The 25,616-nt window shown below is 62.5% G+C and carries 23 protein-coding genes; 14 read left to right on the forward strand and 9 right to left on the reverse strand.

The window, feature by feature from the left end:
• Nucleotides 1-305: 305 nt before the first annotated feature.
• Nucleotides 306-938, forward strand: a complete 633-nt coding sequence (locus ACYVOC_RS10660; protein WP_461161792.1) for a DUF5610 domain-containing protein — start codon at nt 306-308, stop codon at nt 936-938.
• Nucleotides 939-1,055: 117 nt separating this feature from the next.
• Here the strand turns inward: ACYVOC_RS10660 and acnB are convergent, their stop codons facing one another.
• The 4 genes from acnB to ACYVOC_RS10680 all read right to left on the reverse strand — a co-directional run bounded on the left by acnB (nt 1,056) and on the right by ACYVOC_RS10680 (nt 6,433).
• Nucleotides 1,056-3,641, reverse strand: coding sequence for a bifunctional aconitate hydratase 2/2-methylisocitrate dehydratase (gene acnB, locus ACYVOC_RS10665; protein WP_461161793.1), 2,586 nt, complete (start codon nt 3,639-3,641; stop codon nt 1,056-1,058).
• A 70-nt stretch (nt 3,642-3,711) separates the two neighbouring features.
• Nucleotides 3,712-4,341: a hypothetical protein gene (locus ACYVOC_RS10670; RefSeq protein ID WP_116004371.1), complete on the reverse strand. Its 630-nt coding sequence runs from the start codon at nt 4,339-4,341 to the stop codon at nt 3,712-3,714.
• A gap of 28 nt (nt 4,342-4,369) precedes the next feature.
• Nucleotides 4,370-5,368, reverse strand: coding sequence for an HpcH/HpaI aldolase/citrate lyase family protein (locus ACYVOC_RS10675; protein ID WP_461161960.1), 999 nt, complete (start codon nt 5,366-5,368; stop codon nt 4,370-4,372).
• Nucleotides 5,369-5,446: 78 nt separating this feature from the next.
• The gene (locus ACYVOC_RS10680) at nt 5,447-6,433 is read right to left on the reverse strand and encodes a malate dehydrogenase (RefSeq protein WP_116004372.1); all 987 of its coding nucleotides are present in this window, start codon (nt 6,431-6,433) and stop codon (nt 5,447-5,449) included.
• A 215-nt stretch (nt 6,434-6,648) separates the two neighbouring features.
• Between ACYVOC_RS10680 and ACYVOC_RS10685 the strand changes: the two genes are divergently transcribed.
• From ACYVOC_RS10685 to ACYVOC_RS10725, 9 genes are all read left to right on the forward strand, one after another.
• Nucleotides 6,649-7,437: a GntR family transcriptional regulator gene (locus tag ACYVOC_RS10685; RefSeq protein ID WP_116006096.1), complete on the forward strand. Its 789-nt coding sequence runs from the start codon at nt 6,649-6,651 to the stop codon at nt 7,435-7,437.
• Between the two features lie 147 nt (nt 7,438-7,584).
• On the forward strand, nt 7,585-8,019 hold the full coding sequence (gene sdhC / locus ACYVOC_RS10690; RefSeq protein ID WP_116004373.1) for a succinate dehydrogenase, cytochrome b556 subunit: 435 nt from the start codon (nt 7,585-7,587) through the stop codon (nt 8,017-8,019).
• Nucleotides 8,020-8,079: 60 nt separating this feature from the next.
• Nucleotides 8,080-8,442: a succinate dehydrogenase, hydrophobic membrane anchor protein gene (gene sdhD, locus ACYVOC_RS10695; protein WP_116004374.1), complete on the forward strand. Its 363-nt coding sequence runs from the start codon at nt 8,080-8,082 to the stop codon at nt 8,440-8,442.
• A 36-nt stretch (nt 8,443-8,478) separates the two neighbouring features.
• The gene (gene sdhA / locus ACYVOC_RS10700; RefSeq protein ID WP_116004375.1) at nt 8,479-10,284 is read left to right on the forward strand and encodes a succinate dehydrogenase flavoprotein subunit; all 1,806 of its coding nucleotides are present in this window, start codon (nt 8,479-8,481) and stop codon (nt 10,282-10,284) included.
• A 26-nt stretch (nt 10,285-10,310) separates the two neighbouring features.
• On the forward strand, nt 10,311-11,015 hold the full coding sequence (locus tag ACYVOC_RS10705; protein ID WP_116004376.1) for a succinate dehydrogenase iron-sulfur subunit: 705 nt from the start codon (nt 10,311-10,313) through the stop codon (nt 11,013-11,015).
• Between the two features lie 18 nt (nt 11,016-11,033).
• Nucleotides 11,034-11,351, forward strand: coding sequence for an FAD assembly factor SdhE (locus ACYVOC_RS10710; RefSeq protein WP_461161794.1), 318 nt, complete (start codon nt 11,034-11,036; stop codon nt 11,349-11,351).
• 56 nt (nt 11,352-11,407) lie between these two features.
• Nucleotides 11,408-12,700, forward strand: a complete 1,293-nt coding sequence (gltA, locus tag ACYVOC_RS10715; protein ID WP_461161795.1) for a citrate synthase — start codon at nt 11,408-11,410, stop codon at nt 12,698-12,700.
• 179 nt (nt 12,701-12,879) lie between these two features.
• Nucleotides 12,880-13,290, forward strand: a complete 411-nt coding sequence (gene rnk, locus ACYVOC_RS10720; protein ID WP_233521144.1) for a nucleoside diphosphate kinase regulator — start codon at nt 12,880-12,882, stop codon at nt 13,288-13,290.
• Between the two features lie 52 nt (nt 13,291-13,342).
• Entirely contained in the window at nt 13,343-13,741 is a 399-nt protein-coding gene (locus ACYVOC_RS10725; protein WP_461161796.1) for a hypothetical protein, read from the forward strand.
• Nucleotides 13,742-13,790: 49 nt separating this feature from the next.
• Here ACYVOC_RS10725 and ACYVOC_RS10730 read toward each other — a convergent pair whose 3' ends face one another.
• A complete protein-coding gene (locus ACYVOC_RS10730; RefSeq protein ID WP_461161797.1) occupies nt 13,791-14,909 on the reverse strand; it encodes an acyltransferase family protein in 1,119 nt (372 codons plus the stop codon).
• 549 nt (nt 14,910-15,458) lie between these two features.
• Between ACYVOC_RS10730 and proV the strand changes: the two genes are divergently transcribed.
• From proV to ACYVOC_RS10750, 4 genes are all read left to right on the forward strand, one after another.
• Nucleotides 15,459-16,706, forward strand: a complete 1,248-nt coding sequence (proV, locus tag ACYVOC_RS10735; RefSeq protein ID WP_461161798.1) for a glycine betaine/L-proline ABC transporter ATP-binding protein ProV — start codon at nt 15,459-15,461, stop codon at nt 16,704-16,706.
• Nucleotides 16,707-16,716: 10 nt separating this feature from the next.
• A complete protein-coding gene (proW, locus tag ACYVOC_RS10740) occupies nt 16,717-17,976 on the forward strand; it encodes a glycine betaine/L-proline ABC transporter permease ProW (RefSeq protein ID WP_461161799.1) in 1,260 nt (419 codons plus the stop codon).
• A gap of 35 nt (nt 17,977-18,011) precedes the next feature.
• On the forward strand, nt 18,012-19,028 hold the full coding sequence (gene proX / locus ACYVOC_RS10745; protein ID WP_461161800.1) for a glycine betaine/L-proline ABC transporter substrate-binding protein ProX: 1,017 nt from the start codon (nt 18,012-18,014) through the stop codon (nt 19,026-19,028).
• Between the two features lie 328 nt (nt 19,029-19,356).
• Nucleotides 19,357-21,099, forward strand: coding sequence for a phospholipase D-like domain-containing protein (locus ACYVOC_RS10750; RefSeq protein ID WP_461161801.1), 1,743 nt, complete (start codon nt 19,357-19,359; stop codon nt 21,097-21,099).
• On the opposite strand, the gene ACYVOC_RS10755 is transcribed toward ACYVOC_RS10750, so the two are convergent.
• From ACYVOC_RS10755 to ACYVOC_RS10770, 4 genes are all read right to left on the reverse strand, one after another.
• A complete protein-coding gene (locus tag ACYVOC_RS10755) occupies nt 21,059-22,033 on the reverse strand; it encodes a tRNA dihydrouridine synthase (RefSeq protein ID WP_116004385.1) in 975 nt (324 codons plus the stop codon). The genes ACYVOC_RS10750 and ACYVOC_RS10755 overlap by 41 nt on opposite strands.
• Before the next feature lie 109 nt (nt 22,034-22,142).
• A complete protein-coding gene (locus ACYVOC_RS10760) occupies nt 22,143-23,294 on the reverse strand; it encodes a methyltransferase (protein ID WP_461161802.1) in 1,152 nt (383 codons plus the stop codon).
• A gap of 176 nt (nt 23,295-23,470) precedes the next feature.
• Complete coding sequence (locus tag ACYVOC_RS10765) at nt 23,471-23,989, reverse strand: GNAT family N-acetyltransferase (RefSeq protein WP_116004386.1); 519 nt, start codon at nt 23,987-23,989, stop codon at nt 23,471-23,473.
• A 132-nt stretch (nt 23,990-24,121) separates the two neighbouring features.
• Nucleotides 24,122-25,561, reverse strand: coding sequence for a coniferyl aldehyde dehydrogenase (locus ACYVOC_RS10770; RefSeq protein ID WP_116004387.1), 1,440 nt, complete (start codon nt 25,559-25,561; stop codon nt 24,122-24,124).
• Nucleotides 25,562-25,616: the final 55 nt, after the last annotated feature.

Raw genomic sequence — 25,616 nt, forward strand, 5'->3', positions numbered from 1 at the left:
AAAGTATAGCTTGCAGCGCTTGTATCCATTGGATTTCAATATGGAAATTACCTGAAACCCTTATTGGTAAAGCGCAAGCAGCTCCTGTTTTTTTCAGCCCGCTCGACTCTTTTAGCGGGCTGCGGTGATCAATCCAACAAAGTGGCATGCGCCCCAACTCCGCCAGCCCGTTCGACCAACCAGCGGATTTCGGATTTCTAAAGCCCGAACAGCCCCTGCTTTACCACCCGGATTCAACTTTCATCGGTAGCGGCCGATAACTTAAGGAGAAATGCCACGCCCTTGAATCTGCCCAGGAGACTGCCATGGCCACTTCTTCCATCGGAAATTTTCCCTCCACCGCCGCCCTGCCCGCCCAGGAGGCCGCAGGCACCCACCGCGCAGCGCCCATCGAGGACGCCCAGGGTGCCAAGGCGCCGGATGGCAAATCCAACCTGCGCCAGCAGCAGAATGTGCAGATCCTGCAGGCGTCGATGGACGTATCGATCCAGTCGGGCGACTCTTCACTGGCACTGCTTTACCGCACGGCCATTGATCGCATCAACGAATACCTGGAACCTGAGCTGGGGCCAAACGCCATCGGCGGCAAGGATGCGCCGGACGGCTCGCCCGAGGCCACTGCCGGGCGCATTCTTTCTCTGTCTACGGCTTTCTACGATGCTTATGCCGCACAGCCCAAAAACAAGGACAAAGATGCGGAAACCATGGCACGCGATTTTGTCGACCTGATCCGGGGCGGTTTTGAGCGTGGCTTTAGCGAAGCACGGGAGATCCTCGGCGGCCTGGGCGTGCTCGGGGAGGACAGCCCGGTTGAGCAAGGCATCAACAAGGCGTACGCACTGGTCATGCAGGGGTATGACGATTTTCTGGCTTCCAAACTCGGCCCCCGTCCGGCCACAGAACCCTCTGCCCCCGATGGTTCCAGCGCAGCAGCCTGAGCGCAGCAGCCTGAGCGCTGCAGGCCGCCCATCGAGCGGCAATGCCGTCCAGCGGCGCCAGCATCCGCCAAAAAAAACCCGCTCAAAGCGGGTTTTTTCATGTCAAGACTGAACGCTTCAAGCGTCGACACCCTTGGCCACGTCAGAGTATTCCTCGATCTGGTCAAAGTTCAGGTACTGGTAAATCTGATCGCTGCTTTGCTTGATCACCCCCATGTCGGCCAGGTATTCGGCCTTGGTCGGGATGCGGCCCAGCTTGGAAGCAATCGCCGACAGTTCGGCCGAGCCCAGGTACACATTGGTGTTCTTGCCCAGGCGGTTGGGGAAGTTACGGGTGCTGGTGGACATGACCGTGGCGCCCTCTTTCACCTGCGCCTGGTTGCCCATGCACAGCGAGCAGCCGGGCATCTCCATGCGGGCACCAGCGGCGCCGAAGACGCCGTAGTGGCCTTCTTCGGTGAGCTGCTGCGCATCCATCTTGGTGGGCGGTGCCATCCAGAGCTTGACCGGCATGTCCTTCTTGCCTTCGAGCAGCTTGGAAGCTGCGCGGAAGTGGCCGATGTTGGTCATGCACGAGCCGATGAACACTTCGTCGATCTTCGCACCGGCCACGTCGGACAGGGTCTTGGCGTCGTCCGGGTCGTTCGGGCAGCAAACGATAGGCTCGGTGATTTCGGCCAGGTCGATCTCGATCACGGCAGCGTATTCAGCGTCAGCATCGGGTGCCAGCAGCTGTGGGTTGGCCAGCCAGGCTTCCATGCCCTGGATGCGCCGACGGATGGTGCGCGCATCTTCGTAGCCTTGGGCGATCATGTTCTTGAGCAGCACGATGTTCGACTGCAGGTACTCGATCACGGGGGCCTTGTTCAGGCGCACCGTGCAACCGGCAGCCGAGCGCTCGGCCGAGGCATCCGACAACTCAAAAGCCTGCTCCACCTTCAGATCGGGCAGACCTTCTATTTCAACGATACGGCCCGAGAAGATGTTCTTCTTGCCCTGCTTGGCCACGGTGAGCAAACCCGCCTTGATGGCATAGAGCGGAATCGCATGCACCAGGTCGCGCAGCGTCACGCCGGGCTGCATCTGGCCCTTGAAACGCACCAGCACCGATTCGGGCATGTCGAGCGGCATGACGCCGGTAGCGGCGGCAAAGGCCACCAGGCCAGAGCCTGCGGGGAAGCTGATGCCCACGGGGAAGCGCGTGTGGCTGTCGCCGCCGGTGCCGACGGTGTCGGGCAGCAGCATGCGGTTGAGCCAGCTGTGGATGATGCCGTCGCCGGGCTTGAGCGAGATGCCGCCACGGTTGCTGATGAACTCGGGCAACTCATGGTGCATCTTCACGTCCACGGGCTTGGGATAAGCGGCCGTGTGGCAGAACGACTGCATCACCAGGTCGGCGCTGAAACCCAGGCAGGCGAGGTCTTTGAGCTCGTCGCGCGTCATCGGGCCGGTGGTGTCCTGCGAGCCGACCGAGGTCATCTTGGGTTCGCAGTAGGTGCCGGGCAGCACGCCCTGGCCTTCAGGCAGGCCGCAGGCGCGGCCCACCATCTTCTGCGCCAGGGTAAAGCCCTTGCCATGGCTCTTGGGCACTTGTGGTAGGCGGAACAAAGTGGAAGCAGCCAGCCCCAGCGCCTCGCGTGCCTTGGCGGTCAGGCCACGACCGATGATCAGCGGGATACGGCCACCGGCGCGCACTTCGTCGAACAGCACGTCGCTCTTGACCTCGAACTCGGCAATCACTTTGCCGTCCTTTAAGGCCTTGCCTTCGTAGGGACGCAGTTCGATGGTGTCGCCCATGTTCATCTGGCTCACGTCGAGCTCGATGGGCAGCGCGCCCGCGTCTTCCATGGTGTTGTAGAAGATGGGGGCAATCTTTGACCCAAGGCAGACGCCGCCAAAGCGCTTGTTGGGCACAAAGGGGATGTCTTCGCCGGTAAACCACAGCACGCTGTTGGTGGCCGACTTGCGGCTCGAACCCGTGCCGACCACGTCGCCGACATAGGCCACGAGATGGCCCTTGGCGCGCAGGTCTTCGATGAACTTCACCGGGCCGCGCTTGCCGTCTTCCTCGGGCGTGATGCCGTCGCGCTTGTTCTTGAGCATGGCCAGCGCATGCAGCGGGATGTCAGGGCGGCTCCAGGCGTCGGGTGCGGGGGAGAGGTCGTCGGTGTTGGTCTCGCCCGTGACCTTGAGCACGGTGAGCGTAATGCGCTTGGGCACTTCAGGGCGGCTGGTGAACCATTCGGCATCGGCCCAGCTTTGCACCACAGCCTTGGCAAAGGCATTGCCCTTATCGGCCTTTTCCTTGACGTCGTGGAACTGGTCAAACATCAGCAGCGTCTTTTTCAGCGCCTCAGCGGCAACACCTGCCACGGCAGCATCGTCCAGCAGATCGATCAGCGGCGTGAGGTTGTATCCACCCAGCATGGTGCCCAGCAACTCGGTGGCTTGCGCACGGCTGATGAGCGAGCACTTCTCGGTACCGTGGGCCACGGCGGCCAGGTAGCTGGCCTTGACCTTGGCGGCATCATCCACGCCTGCAGGCACGCGGTGGGTGATCAGCTCGACCAGCGTGGTTTCTTCGCCTGCCGGCGGGTTCTTGAGCAACTCGACCAGTTCGCCGGTTTGCTTGGCGGTCAGGGGCAGCGGCGGAATACCCAGCGCTGCGCGCTCGGCCACATGGTCACGGTAGGCTTGCAACATTTACTTCTTTCTCCGGTTACTTCTATCTTTTCAAACGAGGGGCAAGGCTTTCACAGCCCGCTGCGGGCAATTACTTGGTAGTTTTTGCTTCGAACAAGCTGGGCGGGGGGGTTTTCTTGATGGCTTCGGCCACCACGGTCTGTTCCGGGCTCATGCATTCGTCGGCCAGGCGCTGACCACGCTTCTGGTCCATCAGCATGGATTTGTTGGCGATCTGCAGCCACACGGCGCCGCCAGCCTGGTCTTCCAGGCGCACCGTGCCGGTCGACGTAACCACCGGAACCATGTGGTACTTGAAGCCTTTGCCGCCTACGTGGAAATGGCCCGGCGCTTCGGTGTCTGCCGTAACACTGACCGTAGCCCCCAGCTCACAGGCGATCTGGCCAACATAAACGCGCTGTGCAATAGCCAACTCTTCAGGAGACATTGCCGTGCGCGCAGCGATCAGACCACTGGCGACTTGACTCGTCGCGCTGCGCAGCTGCACGCGGCTGCTGGGCGGCTCGACCTTGGCCACCGTGGTTTTGGTGCTGCCTTTGGCGGATGCCTTTTTGGCGACGGACTTGGTCTTGGTCTCTGTTGCAGCCTTGGTCGATGACTTGATTGATGACTTGGGCGCTGATTTGGCAGCCGGGGCTGCCTGGGCCAGAACCAGAGAAGGTACCAAGGCGATGAGTGCAGAGGCGAGCAGTGTTTTCATGATGTGGCTCCAGCGTGAGGAAAAAGGTTCAGCAATGCGACGATGCAAACCAGTGTTGTACCGCATGCGGCAGACTTCGCCCAGTCTGGTGTGCACGTTCCAGCACCTGCCAGAAATACCGGTAGCTCGCGCGGTCGTGCAGAACGCCATCCGCACTGATGGGCGCCCAGTCTGCCTCAGCGGCGGCAGCAATGATGCGGGAAGCCTCCAGCACCTCGTCCTGGGCAGGCGACAGCGCTTCAAGGATAGGCCTGATCTGCGCCGGATGGATGCTCCACATGCGGGTGTAGCCCAGCTCGCGCGCAGCGCGGCGGGCGGCGGACTGCATGGCGGACATGTCCGTGAATTCCGTCACCACGCAATGTGAAGGCACCTTGCCATGGGCATGGCAGGCGGAGGCGATTTCCAGCTTGGCCCGCACCACCAGCGGGTGATCAAACTGCCCTGCCGACGTCATCGCCGATGCCGGAATGGCGCCTCCATGGGCCGACACGAAGTCCATCAAGCCAAAGCTCAGGCTCTGCACACGCGGGTGGGCAGCAATGTCAAAGGCGCGGTGAACCGCGCCAGGGGATTCGATGAGGGCGTGGAGCGGCAGATGCGCAGCCCCTGCACGCTCAAGTGCGCGCTCGGCCTGCAGCACATCGTCGATCGACTCGACCTTGGGTAGCATGATGTGGCACAAACGGTGGCCCGCCTGACCGGCGATGGTAGCCATGTCGCTGGCAAAAGCCGGATGATCCACCGCATGCACACGCGCCGCAACCCGGGCGCCGGGCGCCGCTTCACAGGCCAGCGCCACGACGAGAGCGGCATGTTCGACCTCGGCGCCCACGGGGGCGCCATCTTCGCAATCCAGCGTCACATCAAAGACGCAGGCGCCAAACTCTTGTGTCATTTCAGCCTGCAGTTGCAGGCTTTTGCGCATCCGCGCTGGGGCACCGCTGTAATGGTCACAGACCGGCAGCAAACCTGCTGCGGCCTGGGCACCCAACAGGATGTCGCGCGGATGCGAGGCACCCCCCATGCGTTTCACTGCGTGCGCTGCGCCGCCCCCGAGAGGGGCGATCACGGCTTGGGGAGACCCAGCATCGCTCATGGGCGCTTAAAGCAGGTGCTTCACGCCGTCCTGCTCGCCTTGCAGTTCTTCCAGCGTCTTGTTGATGCGCTCTTGCGAGAAGGCATCGATTTCCAGGCCTTCGACGATCTTGTATTCGCCGTTTTCGCAGGTCACGGGGAAGCCGAACATGGTGTCCTTCGGGATGCCGTACTGGCCGTCCGATGGGATGCCCATGGTGACCCACTTGCCGTTGGTGCCTAGGGCCCAGTCGCGCATGTGGTCGATGGCGGCGTTGGCAGCCGAGGCAGCCGACGACAGGCCGCGCGCTTCAATGATGGCGGCGCCACGCTTGCCGACCGTGGGCAGGAACACGTTGGCGTTCCATTCCTGGTCGTTGATCATCTGGGCAACGCTCTCACCATTGATGGTGGCAAAGCGGTAGTCCGCGTACATCGTGGGCGAGTGGTTGCCCCAGACAGTCAGCTTTTCGATGTCGGCCACGGGCTTGCCGGTCTTGGCGGCAATCTGGCTGGCAGCGCGGTTGTGGTCCAGGCGCAGCATGGCGGTGAAGTTCTTGCGCGGCAGATCAGGGGCCGACTTCATGGCGATGTAGGCGTTGGTATTGGCGGGGTTGCCCACCACCAGCACCTTGACGTTGCGGCTGGCAACGGCGTTGAGGGCCTTGCCCTGGGCCGTAAAAATGGCGCCGTTGACGGCCAGCAGCTCGGCACGCTCCATGCCAGGACCGCGGGGACGCGAACCGACCAGCAGTGCGTAGTCGGCGTCCTTGAAGGCGGTCATGGGGTCGCTATGGGCAGTCATCTCGACGAGCAGCGGGAAGGCGCAGTCGTCGAGCTCCATCATCACGCCCTTGAGTGCCTTCTGCGGTCCGTCCACGGGTACTTCGAGCAACTGCAGGATGACAGGCTGATCCTTGCCCAGCATTTCGCCCGAAGCGATGCGAAACAGAAGGGCGTAGCCGATTTGGCCTGCGGCGCCGGTAACGGCTACGCGAACGGGCTTTTTGCTCATGGTGAGAACTCCAGGAAGTGAAGGAAACAGGGGAGAGTGCAGCGGTTGCCACCTGCGCCTGTTATCAGCAACACGTGCTCCGCGAACAGAGCGGGATTTTACTGCCGTTTTCCGCACTGCGTCAATTTGTCTTATGTCTTATATAAGATATGATTGAGCACCATGCGGCGCCCGGCTTTTGCTTTGCACCACCCGTTCGCGCACCTCCATGCACCATGTCTTCACTACCGCTTTCCGCCACTGACTTCCCGGATCCGCTGCAGCCGGTCGGCTTGCCGGCGCCAGCGTTCAGCCCGCTCTACCAGCAAATCAAGGGCCTGATCCTGCAAAGCCTGCAGGCAGGCGAGTGGAAGCCCGGCGAAGCCATTCCCAGCGAAATGGAATTGGCAGCCCGCTTCAAAGTCAGTCAGGGTACGGTTCGCAAGGCCATCGACGAGCTGGCTGCCGAGAACCTGGTCACGCGCCGCCAGGGCAAGGGCACCTTCGTGTCCACCCATGCCGAGCAACATGTGCAGTACCGGTTTCTCAAGCTGATGCCCGACAGCGGAGACGCCAGCGTGGAGGGCCCTGCAGAGCGCCTCATCATTGACTGCAAGCGGGTACGCGCCAGCGCCGAGGTGGCCCGTGCGCTGGGCCTGCGCACGGGCGACCCCATGGTGCAGGCACGCCGTATCCTGTCGTTCAGCGGGGTCCCCACCATTCTTGAAGAGATATGGCTCCCGGGCCAGGCATTCAAAGGTCTGACGGCAACGCAGATGGCCAACTACCCCGGCCCCACCTACGCCATGCTGGAGTTGGATTTTGGCGTTCGCATGGTGCGTGCCGAAGAAAAAATTCGCGCCGTGCTACCGGACGACGAACAAGCCAAACGACTGCAAGTCACCCCGGCAACGCCCCTGCTGAGCGTCGAGCGCATTGCTTACACTTACAACGATGTTCCCATGGAGTTACGGCGCGGTCTTTACCGCACAGACACCCACCACTACCACAACGAACTGAACTGAAGATAACAGCCCCACATTGGCACGCAATGCCGAAAAAAACAGAAAATACCACCTGCATCAAATGATGCCTTGCTGCATTGCAATAGAATTTTGGGTTCTCCTTGCGCTCAAAATTACAAAGCAGTTACCTCCACGAAAGCACTTGCCATGACCGAGCTAGCCAAAAAGCGGCCTGAATTCCGCAACATCAACGCCTTCAAGGACCTGACGACCTACCGCATGACGGCTGCCGCCTGGGTCTCCATCCTGCACCGAGCGAGCGGAGCCATCCTGTTCTTGCTGCTGCCGCTGGTGATCTGGCTGTTTGACACCTCCGTATCTTCCGAGTATTCATTTGCGCGCTTCAAGTCCGCCTTCGGCACTGGCGTGGGTTTTGTACCCGGGTGGTTTCTCAAGCTGGTGGTGCTGGGCATCATGTGGGGCTACCTGCACCACATGATTGCGGGCATGCGCCACCTGTGGATGGACGTCAGCCACGAAGCCGTGAACAAACAATTCGGCAAGTCCTCCGCCATTTTCACCCTGGTGGTCAGCATCTTCCTGACGCTGGTCTTGGGCGCAAAACTCTTCGGTCTGTACTGATTCAACCCCGCGCCCCTGACGCCAGCGGCGGGGTGGCCTGACGATAAAGAGGAAAATACCATGTCCAACTACGGATACAAACGCACCGTCGTGGGTGCCCACTACGGTTTGCGTGATTGGCTCAGCCAGCGCGTTACTGCAGCGCTCATGATCTTGTTCACGCTGGCATTGCTGCTGCAGGTCGTGTTCAGCAAGGGCCCCGTGGGTTACGACCTGTGGGCCGGCATCTTTGCTGCCCAATGGATGAAGTTCCTGACCTTCTCCGTCATCATCGCGCTTGCCCTGCACGCCTGGGTCGGCATGCGCAACATCTGGATGGACTACATCAAGCCCGTAGGACTGCGCTTGGTGCTGCAAGTCTTCACCATCGTCTGGCTCGTCGGCTGCGCGGGCTGGGGTTTCCAGGTTCTGTGGCGTCTGTGATGCCCACGCCCAATACCGCGAACAAAGGCTAAATCCATGAGCTACACCAACGCCAACATCACCAAACGCAAGTTCGACGTCGTCATCATCGGCGCCGGCGGCTCCGGCATGCGCGCCGCCCTCGAACTCTCGCGCGCAGGCCTGAACGTGGCCTCGCTGTCCAAAGTGTTTCCTACCCGCTCGCACACCGTGGCTGCACAAGGTGGCGTGAGCGCATCCCTGGGCAACATGAGCGAGGACAACTGGCACTACCACTTCTACGACACCATCAAGGGCGGCGACTGGCTGAGCGACCAGGACGCGGTCGAATTCATGTGCCGTGAAGCGCCCAACGTCGTGTATGAGCTGGAACACTTCGGCATGCCGTTTGACCGCAATGCCGACGGCACCATTTACCAGCGGCCGTTTGGTGGCCACACTGCCAACTATGGCGAAAAACCTGTGCAACGCGCTTGCGCGGCCGCTGACCGAACCGGCCATGCCATGCTGCACACGCTGTACCAGCAGAACGTCAAGGCCAAAACGAATTTCTTCGTCGAATGGATGGCCCTCGACCTGATCCGCGATCAGGATGGCGACGTGGTCGGCGTGACGGCTCTGGAAATGGAAACGGGCGACCTGTACATCCTGGAAGCCAAGACCGTGCTGCTGGCTACCGGCGGCGCCGGCCGGATCTTCGCTGCCTCCACCAATGCGTTCATCAACACCGGCGATGGCCTGGGCATGGCGGCACGCGCCGGCATCCCGCTGGAAGACATGGAGTTCTGGCAGTTCCACCCCACCGGCGTTGCTGGCGCAGGTGTTCTGCTCACCGAAGGCTGCCGCGGCGAAGGCGCCATCTTGCTCAACAGCAATGGCGAGCGTTTCATGGAGCGCTACGCGCCCACCCTGAAAGACTTGGCACCACGCGACTTCGTTTCCCGTTCCATGGACCAGGAAATCAAGGAAGGCCGTGGCTGCGGCCCGAACAAGGATTACGTCCTGCTCAAGCTTGACCACCTGGGCTCCGAGACCATCCACAAGCGGTTGCCGTCTGTCTATGAGATCGGCGTCAATTTTGCCAACGTGGACATCACCAAAGAGCCAATCCCAGTGGTGCCCACCATCCACTACCAGATGGGCGGCGTGCCGACCAACATCCATGGCCAGGTGGTGACACATGACGGCACAGGCAACGTGATCGTCAACGGGCTCTATGCGGTGGGTGAATGCTCGGCCGTCAGCGTGCACGGCGCCAACCGCCTGGGCACCAACTCGCTGCTCGACCTACTGGTGTTCGGCAAGGCCGCAGGCCGCCACATCGTCGAATTCAATGCACGCAACGCCGAGCACAAGCCACTGCCCAAGGATGCAGCCGACCGGACACTCGAGCGCCTCAATCAGCTCGAAAATTCCACCGGTGGCACCTACTCGCAAGCACTGGCAGGCGACATTCGCGCCACCATGCAACAACACGCTGGTGTGTTCCGTACGCAGGCCAGCATGAACGAAGGCGTAGTCAAAGTTGCTGCGCTGCGTGAGCGTGTCGCCAGCATCGAGCTGAAGGACAAATCCAAGGTCTTCAATACCGCACGCATCGAGGCGCTGGAAGTGGACAACCTGATCGAGGTGGCACAAGCCACCATGGTGTCGGCCGCAGCACGCACAGAATGCCGCGGCGCACACATGGTGTACGACTACGAACATCCTGCCGACCACCCCACCGCACCGCTGGGCCGTGACGACGTGAACTGGCTCAAGCACACCCTGTGGCACAGCGCCACGAATAGCCTGACCTACAAGCCAGTGAACATGAAGCCACTGACCGTGGAAAGCATTCCACCCAAGGTTCGGACGTTCTAAATCGGCAGCCCCACGAGAGAAGAATCATGCAAAAACGCACATTTCAAATCTATCGCTACGACCCGGACAAGGACACCAAGCCTTACATGCAGACCATTGAGGTTGAACTCGATGGCCATGAACGCATGCTGCTCGACGCGCTGATCAAACTCAAGGAGCAGGATCCTGCACTGTCGTTCCGCCGCTCCTGCCGCGAGGGTGTTTGTGGCTCGGACGCCATGAACATCAACGGCAAGAATGGCCTGGCCTGCCTGACCAACATGAACACGCTGCCCGGCACCATCGTGCTCAAGCCCCTGCCGGGCCTGCCCGTGATTCGCGATCTGATCGTGGACATGACACTGTTCTTCAAGCAGTACAACTCGATCAAGCCTTACCTGATCAACGACAGCATTCCGCCCGAAAAGGAGCGCCTGCAGTCACCAGAGCAGCGTGAGGAACTCGACGGTCTGTACGAGTGCATTCTGTGCGCCAGCTGCTCCACCGCCTGCCCCAGTTTCTGGTGGAACCCCGATAAGTTTGTGGGCCCTGCCGGTCTTCTGCAGGCCTACCGCTTCCTGGCCGACAGCCGCGACGAAGCCACGGGCGAGCGCCTGGACAACCTGGAAGACCCCTACCGCCTGTTCCGCTGCCACTCGATCATGAATTGCGTGGACGTCTGTCCCAAGGGACTGAACCCCACACGGGCCATCGGCAAGATCAAGGAATTGATGGTGCGCCGCGCCATCTGACCTGCACGCCTCGAAGCCATGGGTGAAACCTCAACCATAGACCTGTCAGCGCCATCACCGCTGCTGGACACACGCGAACTCAGCAAGCTGCACTGGCGCTGTCGGCGTGGCCTGCTGGAAAACGACCTGTTCATCGAACAGTTCTTCTCCCGTTTCGAGTCCACGCTGACCCAGCGGCATGCCCAGGGGCTGACAGCGTTGATGGATCTTGCGGACAACGACCTGCTGGATCTCCTGCTGTGTCGGAAAGAACCCGAAGGCGAATTGAACACTCCGCCGGTATGTGAAGTACTTGGCATGCTCAGACAGAGCGGAGCCCGGTTGGCGAAGGCCTGACCGTGGCTGCAGACCCACCAGACCAGATCATCGGCAAACTCTAGAAGGACGAAACAATGAAGCTAGCAGACAACAAAGCCACCCTGTCGTTCAGTAACGGCAGCCCCAGCGTGGATCTGCCTGTCTACCAGGGCAGCATTGGCCCCGACGTCATCGACATCCGCAAGCTGTACGCGCAAACGGGCATGTTCACCTACGACCCGGGCTTTCTTTCCACCGCGTCGTGCCAGTCGGCCATTACCTACATTGACGGAGACAAGGGTGAGTTGCTGTACCGCGGCTACCCTATCGAGCAACTGGCCACCAAGTGCGATTACTTGGACACCTGCTACCTGCTGCTCAAAGGCGAACTGCCCGACGATGACCAGCGCAGCGACTTCCACCAGCGTGTGCTCAACCACACCATGGTGAACGAGCAAATGCAGTTCTTCCTGCGGGGCTTTCGCCGCGACGCGCACCCCATGGCCGTATTGACCGGTCTGGTGGGCGCCCTGTCGGCCTTCTACCACGACAGCACCGACATCAACAACCCGCAGCACCGCGACATCGCCGCGATCCGCCTGATCTCCAAAATGCCCACGCTGGTGGCCATGGCCTACAAGTACGGCAAGGGTGAGCCTTACATGTACCCGCGCAACGACCTCTCGTACGCAGGCAACTTCCTGCGCATGATGTTCGGCACCCCTTGCGAGGACTACAAGGTCAATCCGGTGATCGAGCGCGCAATGGACCGCATCTTCATCCTGCACGCTGACCACGAGCAAAACGCATCGACCTCCACGGTGCGCCTGTGTGGCTCCTCGGGCACCAACCCCTTTGCTGCCATTGCTGCCGGTGTGGCCTGCCTGTGGGGCCCAGCCCACGGCGGCGCCAACGAGGCCTGCCTCAACATGCTGGAAGAAATCCAGGCCATGGGTGGCGTCTCCAAGGTGGGAGAGTTCATGGAGAAGGTCAAGGACAAGAACTCCGGCGTCAAGCTGATGGGTTTTGGCCACCGCGTCTACAAGAACTACGACCCACGCGCCAAGCTCATGCAGGAAACCTGCGACGAAGTGCTGGCCGAACTGGGTCTGCAAAACGACCCGCTGTTCAAGCTGGCCAAAGAGCTGGAAAAGATTGCTCTGGAAGACGACTACTTCGTGCAGCGCAAGCTCTACCCGAACGTGGACTTCTACTCTGGTATCGTGCAGCGTGCCATCGGCATTCCTGTCAATCTGTTCACCGGCATCTTTGCACTGGCCCGCACAGTGGGCTGGATCGCCCAGCTGAACGAAATGATCAGCGATCCGGAATACAAGATTGGCCGTCCACGCCAGTTGTTCACCGGTTCGCCCCGCCGCGACATCTGATCAACCGGTACCATCTTTGGCTCCCACCACGAGGTGGGAGCGATCACACCCGCCCCCTGGGCGGGTTTTTTCTTGGAAAATCCAGGGCAACCAGTGCCAGCGCATTAACCATGAATGGTGATGCCGCACTCCCGATCCGTTACAGTCCCGCACTTTGTGCATTGCCAAGGAAGTCCACCGTGTCCAAACCACCGATCACCCTGTCCTCGCTGGACCTTGACCGCATTGAAACCCTGCTCGCAGCCATTCCTTCCAGCGTTTTTCCAAACAAGGCACAACTGCAGTCAGAGCTTGACCGCGCCGAAGTGCTCGCCCCCGAGCAGATGCCGGCCACGGTCGTGACCATGAATTCCACCGTCAAGTTTTCTATTGCCGAGACGGGCAAGGAGTTCTGTCTGACGCTGGTCTATCCGCGCGACATGGACGGTAGCGCAGACCGTATCTCCATCTTTGCTCCAGTGGGCAGTGCTTTGCTCGGCCTATCGGTAGGCGACGCACTGGCCTGGCCTGGTCCCGGCGGCAAAAGCATGACCGTCCATGTGACAGAAATCATCTATCAACCCGAGCGTTCTGGCGAACTTCATCGTTGACCTTGTACGACCATCCTAAAATGGTCCAGTGAACCGCCCTCCCTCCCACCCGTTGACCGCACCATCCGCCACGACGGACTCGAACATCCACGAGCCTCCGGTGGAGGCAGTCGTCTTCGATCCGCAATCCACCACAGCCTTCCAACGGCGCATGGAACGTGCACCGGATTGGTTCTGTTCCTTTCTCGCGGGAAACTCCCGCGAAAAAACCCGCTTGCGCAGCGAACTCACGGTAATGAAAGGATCCGTAGTGTGGTTGGTGCGCCAACGACGCCTCGGGCACTGGAGCGCACAAGAACGCACGCACCTGCGCCAGGTCATGCGTTCAGCGTCCTCGGTCAGCCCTTATCTGATCATCTGGGTCATTCCTGGCTCCATGTTGCTCCTGCCTTTTCTGGCGTGGTTCATTGACCACAAACGCAAGGGTCGGCGCGCAGCAGAAGAACGCTGATCTGGTCGGAACGCCGGTCACAACCACCTGGCACGCAATGGCTGGGCGATCACATCCAGGCATTTGCCCGCACGACCAGCAGACCCGCACCCACCAGACCAGCTTGCCAGCGCAGACCCTGGTGCCATGTGGGCGCCGGTTGCTCTACCCAGCGGTACAGTAGCCGCCCCGCAGCCAGTGACAGCATGAATGCAGTCAGCATTCCCAATGCATTGGGCAACACGGTGTTCGGCCACAGCCCATGCACCAACGCGTTCACTAGCAAACAAACGGGAAAATGGACCAGAAACACCGAATAGGACATCTGCCCCCATTGCTGCATCCAGGAGACCAGCACATGGCGAGGCCAGACGATGGGGCGCAGCAGCGCCCATGCCAGCACCAACGCCGTCACCAGGGCCACGGCAATTCGCGCCCGAAAATCCAGGGCCAGAGCCAACCCGACCAGAGCGACCAGCCCTGTCAGCCACCACCCCGGTCGGGGTGAGCGAACGGCCCAATACACCACCATGCCCATGCCATAGGCACCAAAAAAGTAGATCCCCCACATATCCAGCTCCGACTGGCGGTTGAACACCAGCAAGGACGCCGCGATTCCCGCCACCACCATGGCCTTGCCCACCAGGGCTCCCCACTTGTCGCCAAAGCAGCCTACGGATCTGACGCCGGCAAACAGCAGCGTCGCCAGCACGAACAACTGGAAATCAATGGCCACGTACCAGACTCCGGCCGACAGAGACTCTTCATCCACGATGTTCTGCAAAAGCAAGGCATGGGCGAGCAACTGGGGCAGCCGTGGCTCTGCCGGCACGCTGGGGTGGTCCAACCAGGGTCGCACCAGGGCGGTCGCCAGTACCGCTATGACCAGGGCTACCGCGTACGGCACCACCAGGCGCGTAAAACGCCGCACGATCTGCTGACGCGCACTGCCAAATCGCGCCCGGCCCTGCGGGGCCAGATGCGCCACCGACAGATAACCGCCCAGCACCAGAAACACCTGCACCGCCATGCGACCATAGTCGTACAGCCAGGAAAGCAGCCTGGGAAACAAAGGCAGCACGGCATCGGACATAGGGCCGTAAAAGGCCAGGTGATGCCAGATGATCAAGGCGCAGGCCAGCGCCTTGAAGATGTCTATCAGGGGGTCGCGGGAGAGGGGGGAAGACATGAAGAAGGGTTCAGTGGGGCGGCACCCCGGCCCGAATGCCAGGCTGTGCGTCCGTCAGCAGCATTGCCGACAACCCTTTGTTAATCACCCAAGGCGCAACGGGGTTGACAAAAGGGTGCCTAAAAGACGTAAATTTCTAGAGATATTTTACGCTTATCACATTTTCAAAACCCTGTGTTTTGACTAAATGTTTCAAATCCATATAATTTAGCCTTCTTTAACACCTGCAACGCAGGTAATGCGTTTCCACTGCAGCCCCTTGCAGGCTGCTACGCGGGCTCTGCGCCCCGTTCATCAAGGCGGACCCTGCGCGCCTGATACCCCTGCAGAGTGCACCCCGTGCACGCTGCCCGTACCTTTCAAAAGTCCTCAGCCCGACCTCTTTTGAAGTGTGCGACCGTTTCTTATGGCCCGCCGCCATATGAAGCAGAGGGCCACAACCCTCGCCCCCACATTTTCATCGTCCCGCGTGCACTCGCACCACCGGGCGTGGCAACAGCATTGGAGCGATTCGCTCTGGCCGATTGCCATCTACCAAGGAAATCATCCATGGCCAAAAAAATTACCATTGAGCATGTATTCAAGGTGTTCGGCGACGCGCCGCACACTGCACTTGAACTGGTGCGGCAAGGCTGCAGCAAGCAGGACATTCTGGCGCGCACAGGCCAGTCGATCGGCGTGTTCGATGCCCACTTCACCATTGGTGCTGGCGAGATCTTTGTGGTCATGGGTTTGTCGGGTTCCGGCAAATCCACGCTGGTGCGCATGCTCAACCGCTTGATCAATCCCACCGCCGGCCGCGTGCTGGTCGATGGTATCGATCTGGCTTCACTGCCCGACGCCCAGTTACGCGCCCTGCGACGCAAGGACATCAGCATGGTGTTCCAGTCGTTCGCGCTCATGCCGCACATGACCGTGCTGGACAACACCGCCTTCGGCCTGGAGCTGGCGGGCGTGGACCGGGCTGAGCGCCAGGCCCAGGCAGCCCAGGCACTGGAACAGGTCGGTCTGGCCGGTTGGGGCGCCAGTTACCCCGACGAGTTGTCGGGCGGCATGCAACAGCGCGTGGGACTGGCGCGCGCCCTCGCGTCCGACCCCTCCATCCTGCTCATGGACGAGGCCTTCTCCGCCCTGGACCCCATCATCCGTACAGAGATGCAGACCGAACTGCTGCGCCTGCAGCAGGTCAAGCGCCGCACCGTTGTCTTTATTTCACACGACCTGGACGAAGCCATGCGCATCGGTGACCGCATCGCCATCATGAAAGACGGTCAGGTCGTGCAAGTGGGCACCCCGGATGAAATCCTGCGCCACCCCGCCGATGATTACGTGCGCAACTTTGTGCGCGGTGTCGATGCAGCAGCCGTATTCAAGGCGGGTGACATCGCGCGTCGGCCGCTGACCATCGTTTCGGAACAGAACGACCGGGGCTCGCGCGCCGCACTCAAGCTGATCGAAAACGACGACCGCGACTTCGCTTACATCGTCAACACCCAGGGCCGCTACCTGGGAACCGTGTCTGCCGATTCGCTGCGCAGCGCGCTCGACGGTCACCAGGGCCCGCTCGGTCTGCAGCATGCTTTTTTGAACGGCCTGGAGCCTATCGCTGCCGACGCCCCTGTGGCCGACCTGTTTGGCCAGGTGGCGCATGCACCTTGCGCGGTCCCTGTGGTCAAGGGCGACGGACGTCTGGCCGGTGTGATCAGCAAGACCACGCTGCTCAAGTTCCTCGACCGAGACACCCCACCTATCGAAGCCAGTGCTGCCCCGCAAGCCGCCATGGCCTTCGCCCACTGAAAGACGCACCATGAACGAATCCACTGCGATGCAACAGGCCGCGCCCGATATGCCGCTGGCGCCTCCCGCAGACACCAACCCCTGGGCGACGGGCGGCGACGCCGCGTCTTTGGCACCATCGCCCTGGGACAGCACGGCAGCCCCTTCGGCGGCAGCAGCGGCGCCCCCCGATACCGACGCCTGGGGCACGACAACCGCCCCCGCCGACCCGTCAGCCGCCAGCAGCTGGCTCGATGCACCGGCCAATGCCCACGACGCCCTGACCGCGCAAGCCGATGCTGCGGGCCAACACACCGGCTTTGCACTGCACCAGTTATGGGATGGCTCACTTCCCATAGAGGCCTGGATCAACCAAGGCCTGGCCTGGGTGGTGCAGAACTTCCGCCCCTTCTTCCAGACGGTGCGCGTACCGATTGATGGCACGCTTTCCTGGGTGGAAGGACTGCTCACCAGTGCTCCAGCACTGGCCATGATCGCCTTGCTGGGCCTGCTGGCCTGGCAATTTGCCGGGCGCCTGATTGCCGTGGGCGCTGTAGTGTCGCTGCTGGTGGTGGCCATGCTGGGCATCTGGCCCGAGGCCATGGTGACGCTGTCGTTGGTGCTCACTTCGCTGGTGTTCTGCGTGGTCATCGGTTTGCCGCTGGGTATTTTTCTCGCATCCAGCGACCGGGCACAAAACACCATGCGCCCCTTCCTGGACGCCATGCAGACCACGCCAGCCTTCGTGTACCTGGTACCGGTGGTGATGCTGTTTGGCATTGGCAATGTGCCGGGCGTCATCGTCACCATCGTGTTTGCGCTGCCGCCGCTGGTTCGCCTGACCAACCTGGGCATCCGCCAGGTGCGGCCCGACCTGATCGAAGCCGGGCGTGCCTACGGCGCCTCGCCCCTGCAGATGCTGCTCAAGGTGCAACTGCCACTGGCCATGCCCTCGGTGATGGCTGGGATCAACCAGTCGCTCATGCTCTCGCTGTCCATGGTCGTCATCGCTTCCATGATTGCCGTCGGGGGCCTGGGCCAGATGGTGCTGCGCGGCATTGGGCGGCTCGACATGGGCCTGGCCACCGTCGGGGGCCTGGGCATTGTGCTGCTGGCCATCACGCTGGACCGCATCACCCAGGCCATGGGCCAACCGCGCCGCGGTGTGCGCCACTGGTGGCAGACTGGCCCGACCGGCTTGGTGCTGCGCCTGCTGCGTGCCCGGCCCGCGCAAGCCGCCGCCACCGCGCAGACCGCCAGCCACCCTGCCCCTTCATCCGCACACGGATGAGGCCTTCACCCATTTTTTACCGCCAGGAGTCCTTCATGCATGCAACAACCCCCGTCACTATCCACCGCCTACTGGCCGCTGCCGCTCTCACCTTGGGTCTGGCCGGAGCCGCCAACGCCGAATCCTTGCCCGGCAAGGGCATTCAGGTACAGCCGCTCAAAAGCTCAATCGCCGAAGAAACATTCCAGACCCAGCTGGTCATGAAGGCCTTGGAGACACTCGGCTACGACGTCCAACCCATCAAGGAAGTGGAATACCCCACGGCCCACATCGCCATTGCCAATGGCGACGCCACCTTCATGGCCGACCACTGGAACCCCATGCACGCCGACTTCTACAAGAACGCCGGTGGCGACGACAAGCTCTCGCGCAAAGGCGTGTACTCGGACCATGCCGCGCAGGGTTACCTGATCGACAAGAAGACCGCCGACCAATACAGGATCACCAACATCGCCCAGTTCACCGACCCGAAGATCGCCAAGCTCTTTGACGCCGATGGCGACGGCAAGGCCGACCTGACGGGCTGCAACCCAGGCTGGGGCTGCGAGGCCGTCATTGAGCACCAGCTCACCGCCTTCAAGCTGCGCGATGCCATCACGCACCAGCAGGGCAGCTACTCGGCATTGATTGCCGACACCATCACCCGCTACAAGGCCGGCAAGCCCGTGTTTTATTACACCTGGACGCCCTACTGGGTGAGCGCACAGCTCAAGCCTGGCAAGGACGTGGTCTGGCTGGAAGTGCCGTTTTCTTCGCTGCCCGGCGAGCAGGGCAAGCTCGACACCCAGCTGCCCAATGGCAAGAACTACGGCTTCGTGGTGAACAAGCAGCAGATCGTGGCCAACAAGGCCTTTGTGGAGAAGAACCCCGCCGCAGGCAAGCTGTTTGAGGTGATGCAGCTGTCGATCAACGACATCAACGCACAGAACAACCGCATGGCCCAGGGCGAGAACACCGCAGCCGACATCACGCGCCACACCGAAGGCTGGATCAAGGCGCACCAAAAAACCTTTGACCAATGGATCGCACAGGCACGTGCTGCTGCAAAATAAAGTGTTTTTTGGCACCTGGCGCTTATCCGAAAAGCGTCAGAAGCTATCAAAAACATAGCTATACAGAACCCCCTTCGCGCGAACCGATAGGGGCTTTTTTTGTGCGCACTGCGCAGCAAGCAAGCCCATCATCCTGCGAATGCATTTCGAGCGGCCCAATACCAACACGGCAAATGTAAGGACGCAATACACAGGCTGGCAGCGCCTTGTCCGACAGATCCGCGTATACGGCCGGGTTATACCTTGGGGCGAGCCCCGACCGGATCCAGCGCATGCTTTGCACGGCGCACCCCAAAAGGGCATAAGCTGCCCCGAAGGACACCACACCATGCCGCCCACCTCTGCCCAAACCACCCCAGCGATGCCCCCGACACACAAAGGCTGGCGGGCCTGGCTGGCAGGCATCGCGGCCTTGTTGGCGACAGGCTGCTCGGGATTGCCGCAGGAAGTGGATCGGCCCGTCAGCCACGCCCTGACAGCGCCCTCCGGCACCACACTGGGCCGGCTGGTGCAGGAACGCCACAAGAGTGCGGGTGCGCGCTTCCCCTCCGGGTTCCAACTGCTCAGCGGCCCGCAGGCGGCCTACAGCAGCCGCCTGGCCTTGGTCGAGGCAGCCGAAAAAACACTCGACCTGCAATACTACGCCATCCACGCCGACGCCAGCACCGAGCGCCTGTTGACCGGCGTCGTGGCCGCTGCACGGCGGGGCGTGCGGGTGCGCGTGCTGCTGGACGATTTCCACAGTACCGGGCGCGACGCACAGGTGATGCGCCTGGCCTTCGAGCCCAACATCGAAATGCGCATGTTCAACCCTGTGCCCGGTGCACGCGGCTCGGGCTTGGGCCGCATGCTCAGCATGCTGGCGGACTTCAAGCGCATGCAGCAGCGCATGCACAACAAACTGTTCATTGCCGACAATGCCATGGGCGTGTCCGGCGGACGCAACCTGGGCGATGCCTATTTTGGGAATGCGGAAAGTGGCAATTTTGTGGATATGGACGTGCTGGCGGCCGGCCCTGTGGTGCAAGAGCTTTCGCGCAGCTTCGACAGCTATTGGAACAACCAGCGCGCCTACCCGGTGCAATCCCTCATCACACGCAAAGAGCTCGATGCCCTGCGCAGCAGCTTCGATGCGTCAGATGCGGCTACGCCCGCGACGCCCAACCCCACCACAGAGCCCCAAGGCCAACCCCAGGGCAGCGATGCCCAGCGTGCCTACATCTGGGACCAGGAACCCATGGACCTGGCCCAGGCGGGGCTGGTCTGGGCCCCCGCTGCAGTCCTGGTAGACCAACCGGCCAAGATACCCTCCGACGAGCCAAACGGTACGGTACCGCTGCCCGAACGGGCCCCCTCCGGGGCATCGCCGTTGTCGATCACGGCGCGCAAAACGCCAGGCACCCCTGCGGCGGCTCCGGTAGCGGGCGATGCCGCCACAGACACGGTGGTCGATGGCCTGCTGCAGTTGATGGGCTATGCGCGCAAAGAGCTGCTCATCATTTCGCCCTACTTCGTGCCAGGCCCCGACATGCTCCAGGCCTTTGCCGCCGCACGTGCCCGGGGCGTGCGGGTGCGGGTGCTGACCAACTCCCTGGCGTCCAACGACGCCCCCATCGCACATGTGGGCTATGCACGCCACCGGCCCGAACTGCTGGCCATGGGGGTCGAGCTGTTCGAAATGCGCAGCGAACTTGCGGGCCTGCGCGGTGCCTTCAGTTCCTCGGGGAGCACGGGCGGCTCGCGGGCCATGCTGCATTCCAAATTGCTGGTGATGGATGAACGGTTACTGGCAGTAGGCTCCATGAACCTGGACCAGCGTTCGCAGCGGCAAAACACTGAAATTGCCCTGCTGATCCGCAGCAAGGAGCTATCGGGCCAGGTCACCGAGCGCATCAAACAGGCCCTGGGCGCAGTGGCCTGGGAGGTGACGCTCACCGAAGACCGGCAACTGCGCTGGCACGCCCCGCAGGGCAGCGACCTGCCCGACAGCCACACCGAGCCCGACACCAGCCTGCCCCTGCGGCTGATGCTCAGGCTGCTGGGGCCGCTGGCGCCCGATAGCCTGCTGTAGCACCCGTCTGCAAGGCGCTCAACCACAGGGTGATGGCCTTCTGGTCCGTCATGGTGCGCACCTGCTGGTAGGCCTGCTCAGCCTCGGGAAAGCGCCTGCGCAGCAGGTTGAGCCACTGCTTGAGCCGCCCGGCGCGCTGGCGCGGCTCCAGGTCGGCGCACACCAGCCGCCAGAAATCCATGAGATGCGGCACCAGGTCGGCCCACACCACGGTATCGCTCCCCGGGCGCCCGGCATCAAAGGCGCGCAAGGCGCGGGCCAGGCCCGGGTCGGCCACGATGCCCCGGCCCAGCATGAGAGCATCGCAGCCCGACACCGCACGGCAGCGCTGCGCATCGTCCACGGTCCAGATCTCGCCATTGGCCACCACCGGTACCGATACTGCCGCGCGCAGGGCCGGAATATGCTCCCAATAAGCGGGCGGCCGGTAGCCGTCCTGCTTGGTGCGCGCGTGCACCACGATCTCGCAGGCGCCGCCGTCCTCCATGGCCTGGGCACATTCGCGCGCCAGGCTGGCATCGTTAAAGCCCAGGCGCATTTTGGCGGAGACCGGCATGTGCGCAGGCACCGCACGGCGCACGGCGGCGACTACGGTGGCAATGCGTTCGGGCTCCTGCAGCAAGGCGGCGCCCCCGCCATGGCGATTCACCACCTTGGCCGGGCAGCCGAAATTCAGGTCGATGCCTTCGGGCCCCAGCGCGGCCAGGCTGGCAGCGTTCTCGGCCATGCACACCGGGTCAGAGCCCAGCAGCTGCGCCCGCACGGGCACACCGGCCAGGGTGCGCCCACCGTGGAGCAGTTCCGGCACATAGCGCAGGAACACCTTGTCAGGCAGCAAGGTACCGGTAATGCGAATGAACTCGGAGACACAGCGATCCACACCGCCCACGCGGGTCAGCACATCGCGCAGCACAAAATCGAGCAAGCCCTCCATCGGGGCAAGCAGCAACAAAGGTGCAGGTGCAGCAGGCACGAATATCAGAGGTAAATTGGCCTCTAACGCTTATCCAGAAAGCGTTAACAGCTACAAAATCAAGAGTCCATCAAGCGATGGCGGCCAGCCGCCACAGCGAGGTAACCTCCGCCGCGCGCGCTGCTTGCAGCGCGTCGCCCGATGCGGTGGCCTTGGCGTGCACGGGGCGCACATCGTGGCGCTCCAGCACACGCAGGCCACCCGCGGCCATCCACTCCAGCAGCTGTGCACGCGGGCGCAGGCACAAGTGCTCAGCCAGGTCGGACAGCACCAGCCAGCCTTCGCCATCCGGCGTGAGGTGCGCCGCCAGCCCGGCCAGAAAAGCGCGCAGCATGCGGCTGCCTTCGTCGTATACCGCATGCTCGATGGGCGAGCTCGGCCGTGCCGGCATCCAGGGCGGGTTGCAGACAACGAGCGGCGCCTGCCCTTCGGGAAACAGGTCCACGTGCTGCAGCTCGACCTGCGCGGTGAGCCCCAGGCGCTGCAGGTTGTCCCGGGCGCAGGCCAGGGCGCGTGGCGCGTTTTCGGTGGCCACCACGCGGCGCACGCCTCGGCGGGCCAGCACAGCGGCGAGCACGCCCGTGCCGGTGCCAATATCAAACGCCAGCGCCTTGGACGGCAGCGGTGTGTGCGCCACCAGGTCAATGTACTCACCGCGCACCGGGGAGAAGACGCCGTAGTGCGGATGAATGCGGTTGTTGGGCGCATCGCCTAGCGCGGCAATTTCCACGCCTTTTTTGCGCCATTCGTGCGCGCCCACCACGCCCAGCAGCTCGCGCAGCGACACCACCTGCGCCTCGCCCGTGGCGGGGCCCCAGGCTTCGATCAGCGCTTCTTTCCAGTCGGGGGCGCGCCGCAGCTGGATGCTGTAGTCACCTTCGACCCGGATCACCAGGGTGGAGAGCGTGCGCGCCCGCTGCGACTGCGCCTGGCGGTGCAAGTGAAACACCTCTTCGGGTGTGGATGCCGCAATTTTGGCGGCAGCACGGGCAGCCGCCTTGGGCGGCTTGTCCTCGATACGGCGCTGCAAGGCCTGCAGCATCAGCCGGGCGTTCTGAAAATCGCTGCGCCACAGCATGGCTGTGCCGGCGCAGGCCAGGCGATAGGCGGAGTCGGCGGACAAGGTGTCCATGGCCAGTTCCACGCGGCGCGGCGCCGGGGCACCGCTTTCGGAACGCCAGTGCGCCTTGCGTACCTCGCCCTGTTCGTTCCATTCGATCATGAGATCATCCTTTGTTGTCATGCCGCTGCGCGCCACCCGCGCCGTGTGAAACTGGCGCGGCCCAGGCCAACGGCCCCGCGCAAGGGCCGTCCCGACGCGCTGGGGGCGTCCCCCTTCCGCATCGCGCAGCGATGCCAGAGAAGGGGGAAGGAGCGCAGCGACACAGGGGGTTGTTCCTAATTCAAGGGGCGCTTGAGGCGCACTTCCTCGATCTTCACGCCGCCGACCACCGCCGTCTTGGCCGTGGTCATTTCGCGCTTGAAGCCGGCAAGTTCGTGGAACCGGATCGCGCGCTCGTTGCGCAGCGGCACCCAAGCGGTGACATTCGTACAGCCTTCTTCCTGGAGACCGTCACGGGCGGCATCCCACAGGGCCAGGCCCACGCCTTTGTCCCAGTGCGTGGGAGCCGCGTAGATGGCCCAGATTTCACCGGTGGTGGGGCGGGATTTTTCGTCGCGCGACCGATCGAAACCGACGAAACCGACAATTTTTTCATCCTCGACGGCCACCTGGACCTGGGGCTCACAGAACTCGATGGCTTCACGCCAGTAGGTCTGGCGTTTTTCGATGGAGAGGGATTTCAACTGTTCCTCGGGCACCAGGCCTTGGTAGGCGGCTTGTGCGGCAAGGGTATGGATCTGGGCAATGGCTTTGGCATCGCGAAGCGTGGCGGGACGAACCTGGATACTGGACATGAGAAAACCGACCGGAATCGGACAACGAAAAAGAAAACGGAGGCGCATTGTCGCCGCAAACGCATTTGCCGCCTTTTCAGAGGCCTTGCGCACCGCCCATCGGCACCCCTGTGCACAGGGTGCCAAGGGCCTTTAAAGCCAGCGGCGCAGCAAACCCATGACCTGGTCGAAACGCTTGCCGTAGGGCGGGTAAAACAGCGATCCCATGGCCCAGCGCGACTGCACCAGCACCGACTTCTGGTGGCAAAAGCGCAGGTAGCCTGACTCGCCGTGGTAGGCGCCCCAGCCGCTGTCGCCCACGCCGCCAAAGGGCAGGTTGTCGTGCGCAATGTGCATGAGGGTGTCGTTCACCGTCACGCCACCGCTCACGGTGCGTGCGAGTACGTCATCGCGCACGCGGTCGTCGGCACCAAACCAGTACAGCGCCAGCGGGCGTGGCCCGGCGTTGATGTGGGCAATGGCGTCGTCGAGCCGCTCGTACGACACCACCGGCAGGATGGGGCCAAAGATTTCCTCCTGCATGAGCTGCATGCCCGAGGTGGCGCCGAACACCAGTACCGGCGCCATCTGGCGGCTGGTGCCGCCGTCTTGCACGGCGGCAGCCGGGTCGGGCGCGGCGCCCGGTGCGGGGTCCATGTTCTGCACGTCGGCGCCCTGCGTCTGGGCCTGCTGCAGCATGGTGCGCAGGCGCGCCAAGTGGCGGGGGCTGATGATGGAGGCGTAGTCCTTGTTGCCCGCGATGCGCGGGAACAGCCGCGCCACGGCAGCGCGGTAAGCGTCGGCAAATGCGCTCTCGCTGCCCCGGGGCAGCAGCACGTAGTCGGGAGCAATGCAGGTCTGGCCGGCATTGAGCAACTTGCCGTGCGCAATCTTCAGGGCAGCGTCCTGCAGGTCGCAACTGGTATCGATGATGCAAGGCGACTTGCCGCCCAGCTCCAGCGTGGTGGGTGTGAGGTTGGCTGCAGCCACCTGCGCCACTTTGCGGCCTACGGCAGTGGAGCCGGTGAACACCAGGTGGTCAAACGGCAGTGCGCTGAACGCCTGCGCCACCGCCGCATCGCCCTGCACGACACACACTTCGTCGGGGGCAAAAAACTGGGCGATCAGCAAACCCAGCTGCGCCGAGGTGTGCGGCGTGAGTTCGCTGGGCTTGATCATCACCCGGTTGCCTGCCGCCAGCGCAGTAATGGCCGGTGCCAGGGCGAGCTGCACGGGGTAGTTCCAGGGGGAGACCACGCCCACTACGCCGAGTGGCTGGCGCTGGATCATGGCGCTGGCAGGCTGCAGGTAGATGGGGGTGCGCACCTTTTGCGGCCGACTCCAGCGGTTGAGGTGCTTGAGCGTGTGCGAAATAAGGGTGCGCAGTACGAACATGTCGGCCACCTCGGTCAGCCGTTGCGAACGCACGCCAAAATCAGCCTCGACCGCTGCCGCCAGCGTGCCACTGTGCTCGTCGATGAGTTTGCGCATGCGCAACAGGCGTTCACGGCGCACCAGCAGGGGCACATTCACCTGGGCACGGCTGGCCTGGTACTGGGCGTCGAAGAGGGCTTGTAGATCGGCAGAGTTCATGGACGCATCATAGGGTTACGGAGGGAATCCGTGTTTAGAGGAACGGGTCTATCCC

Source organism: Simplicispira piscis, assembly GCF_054783455.1.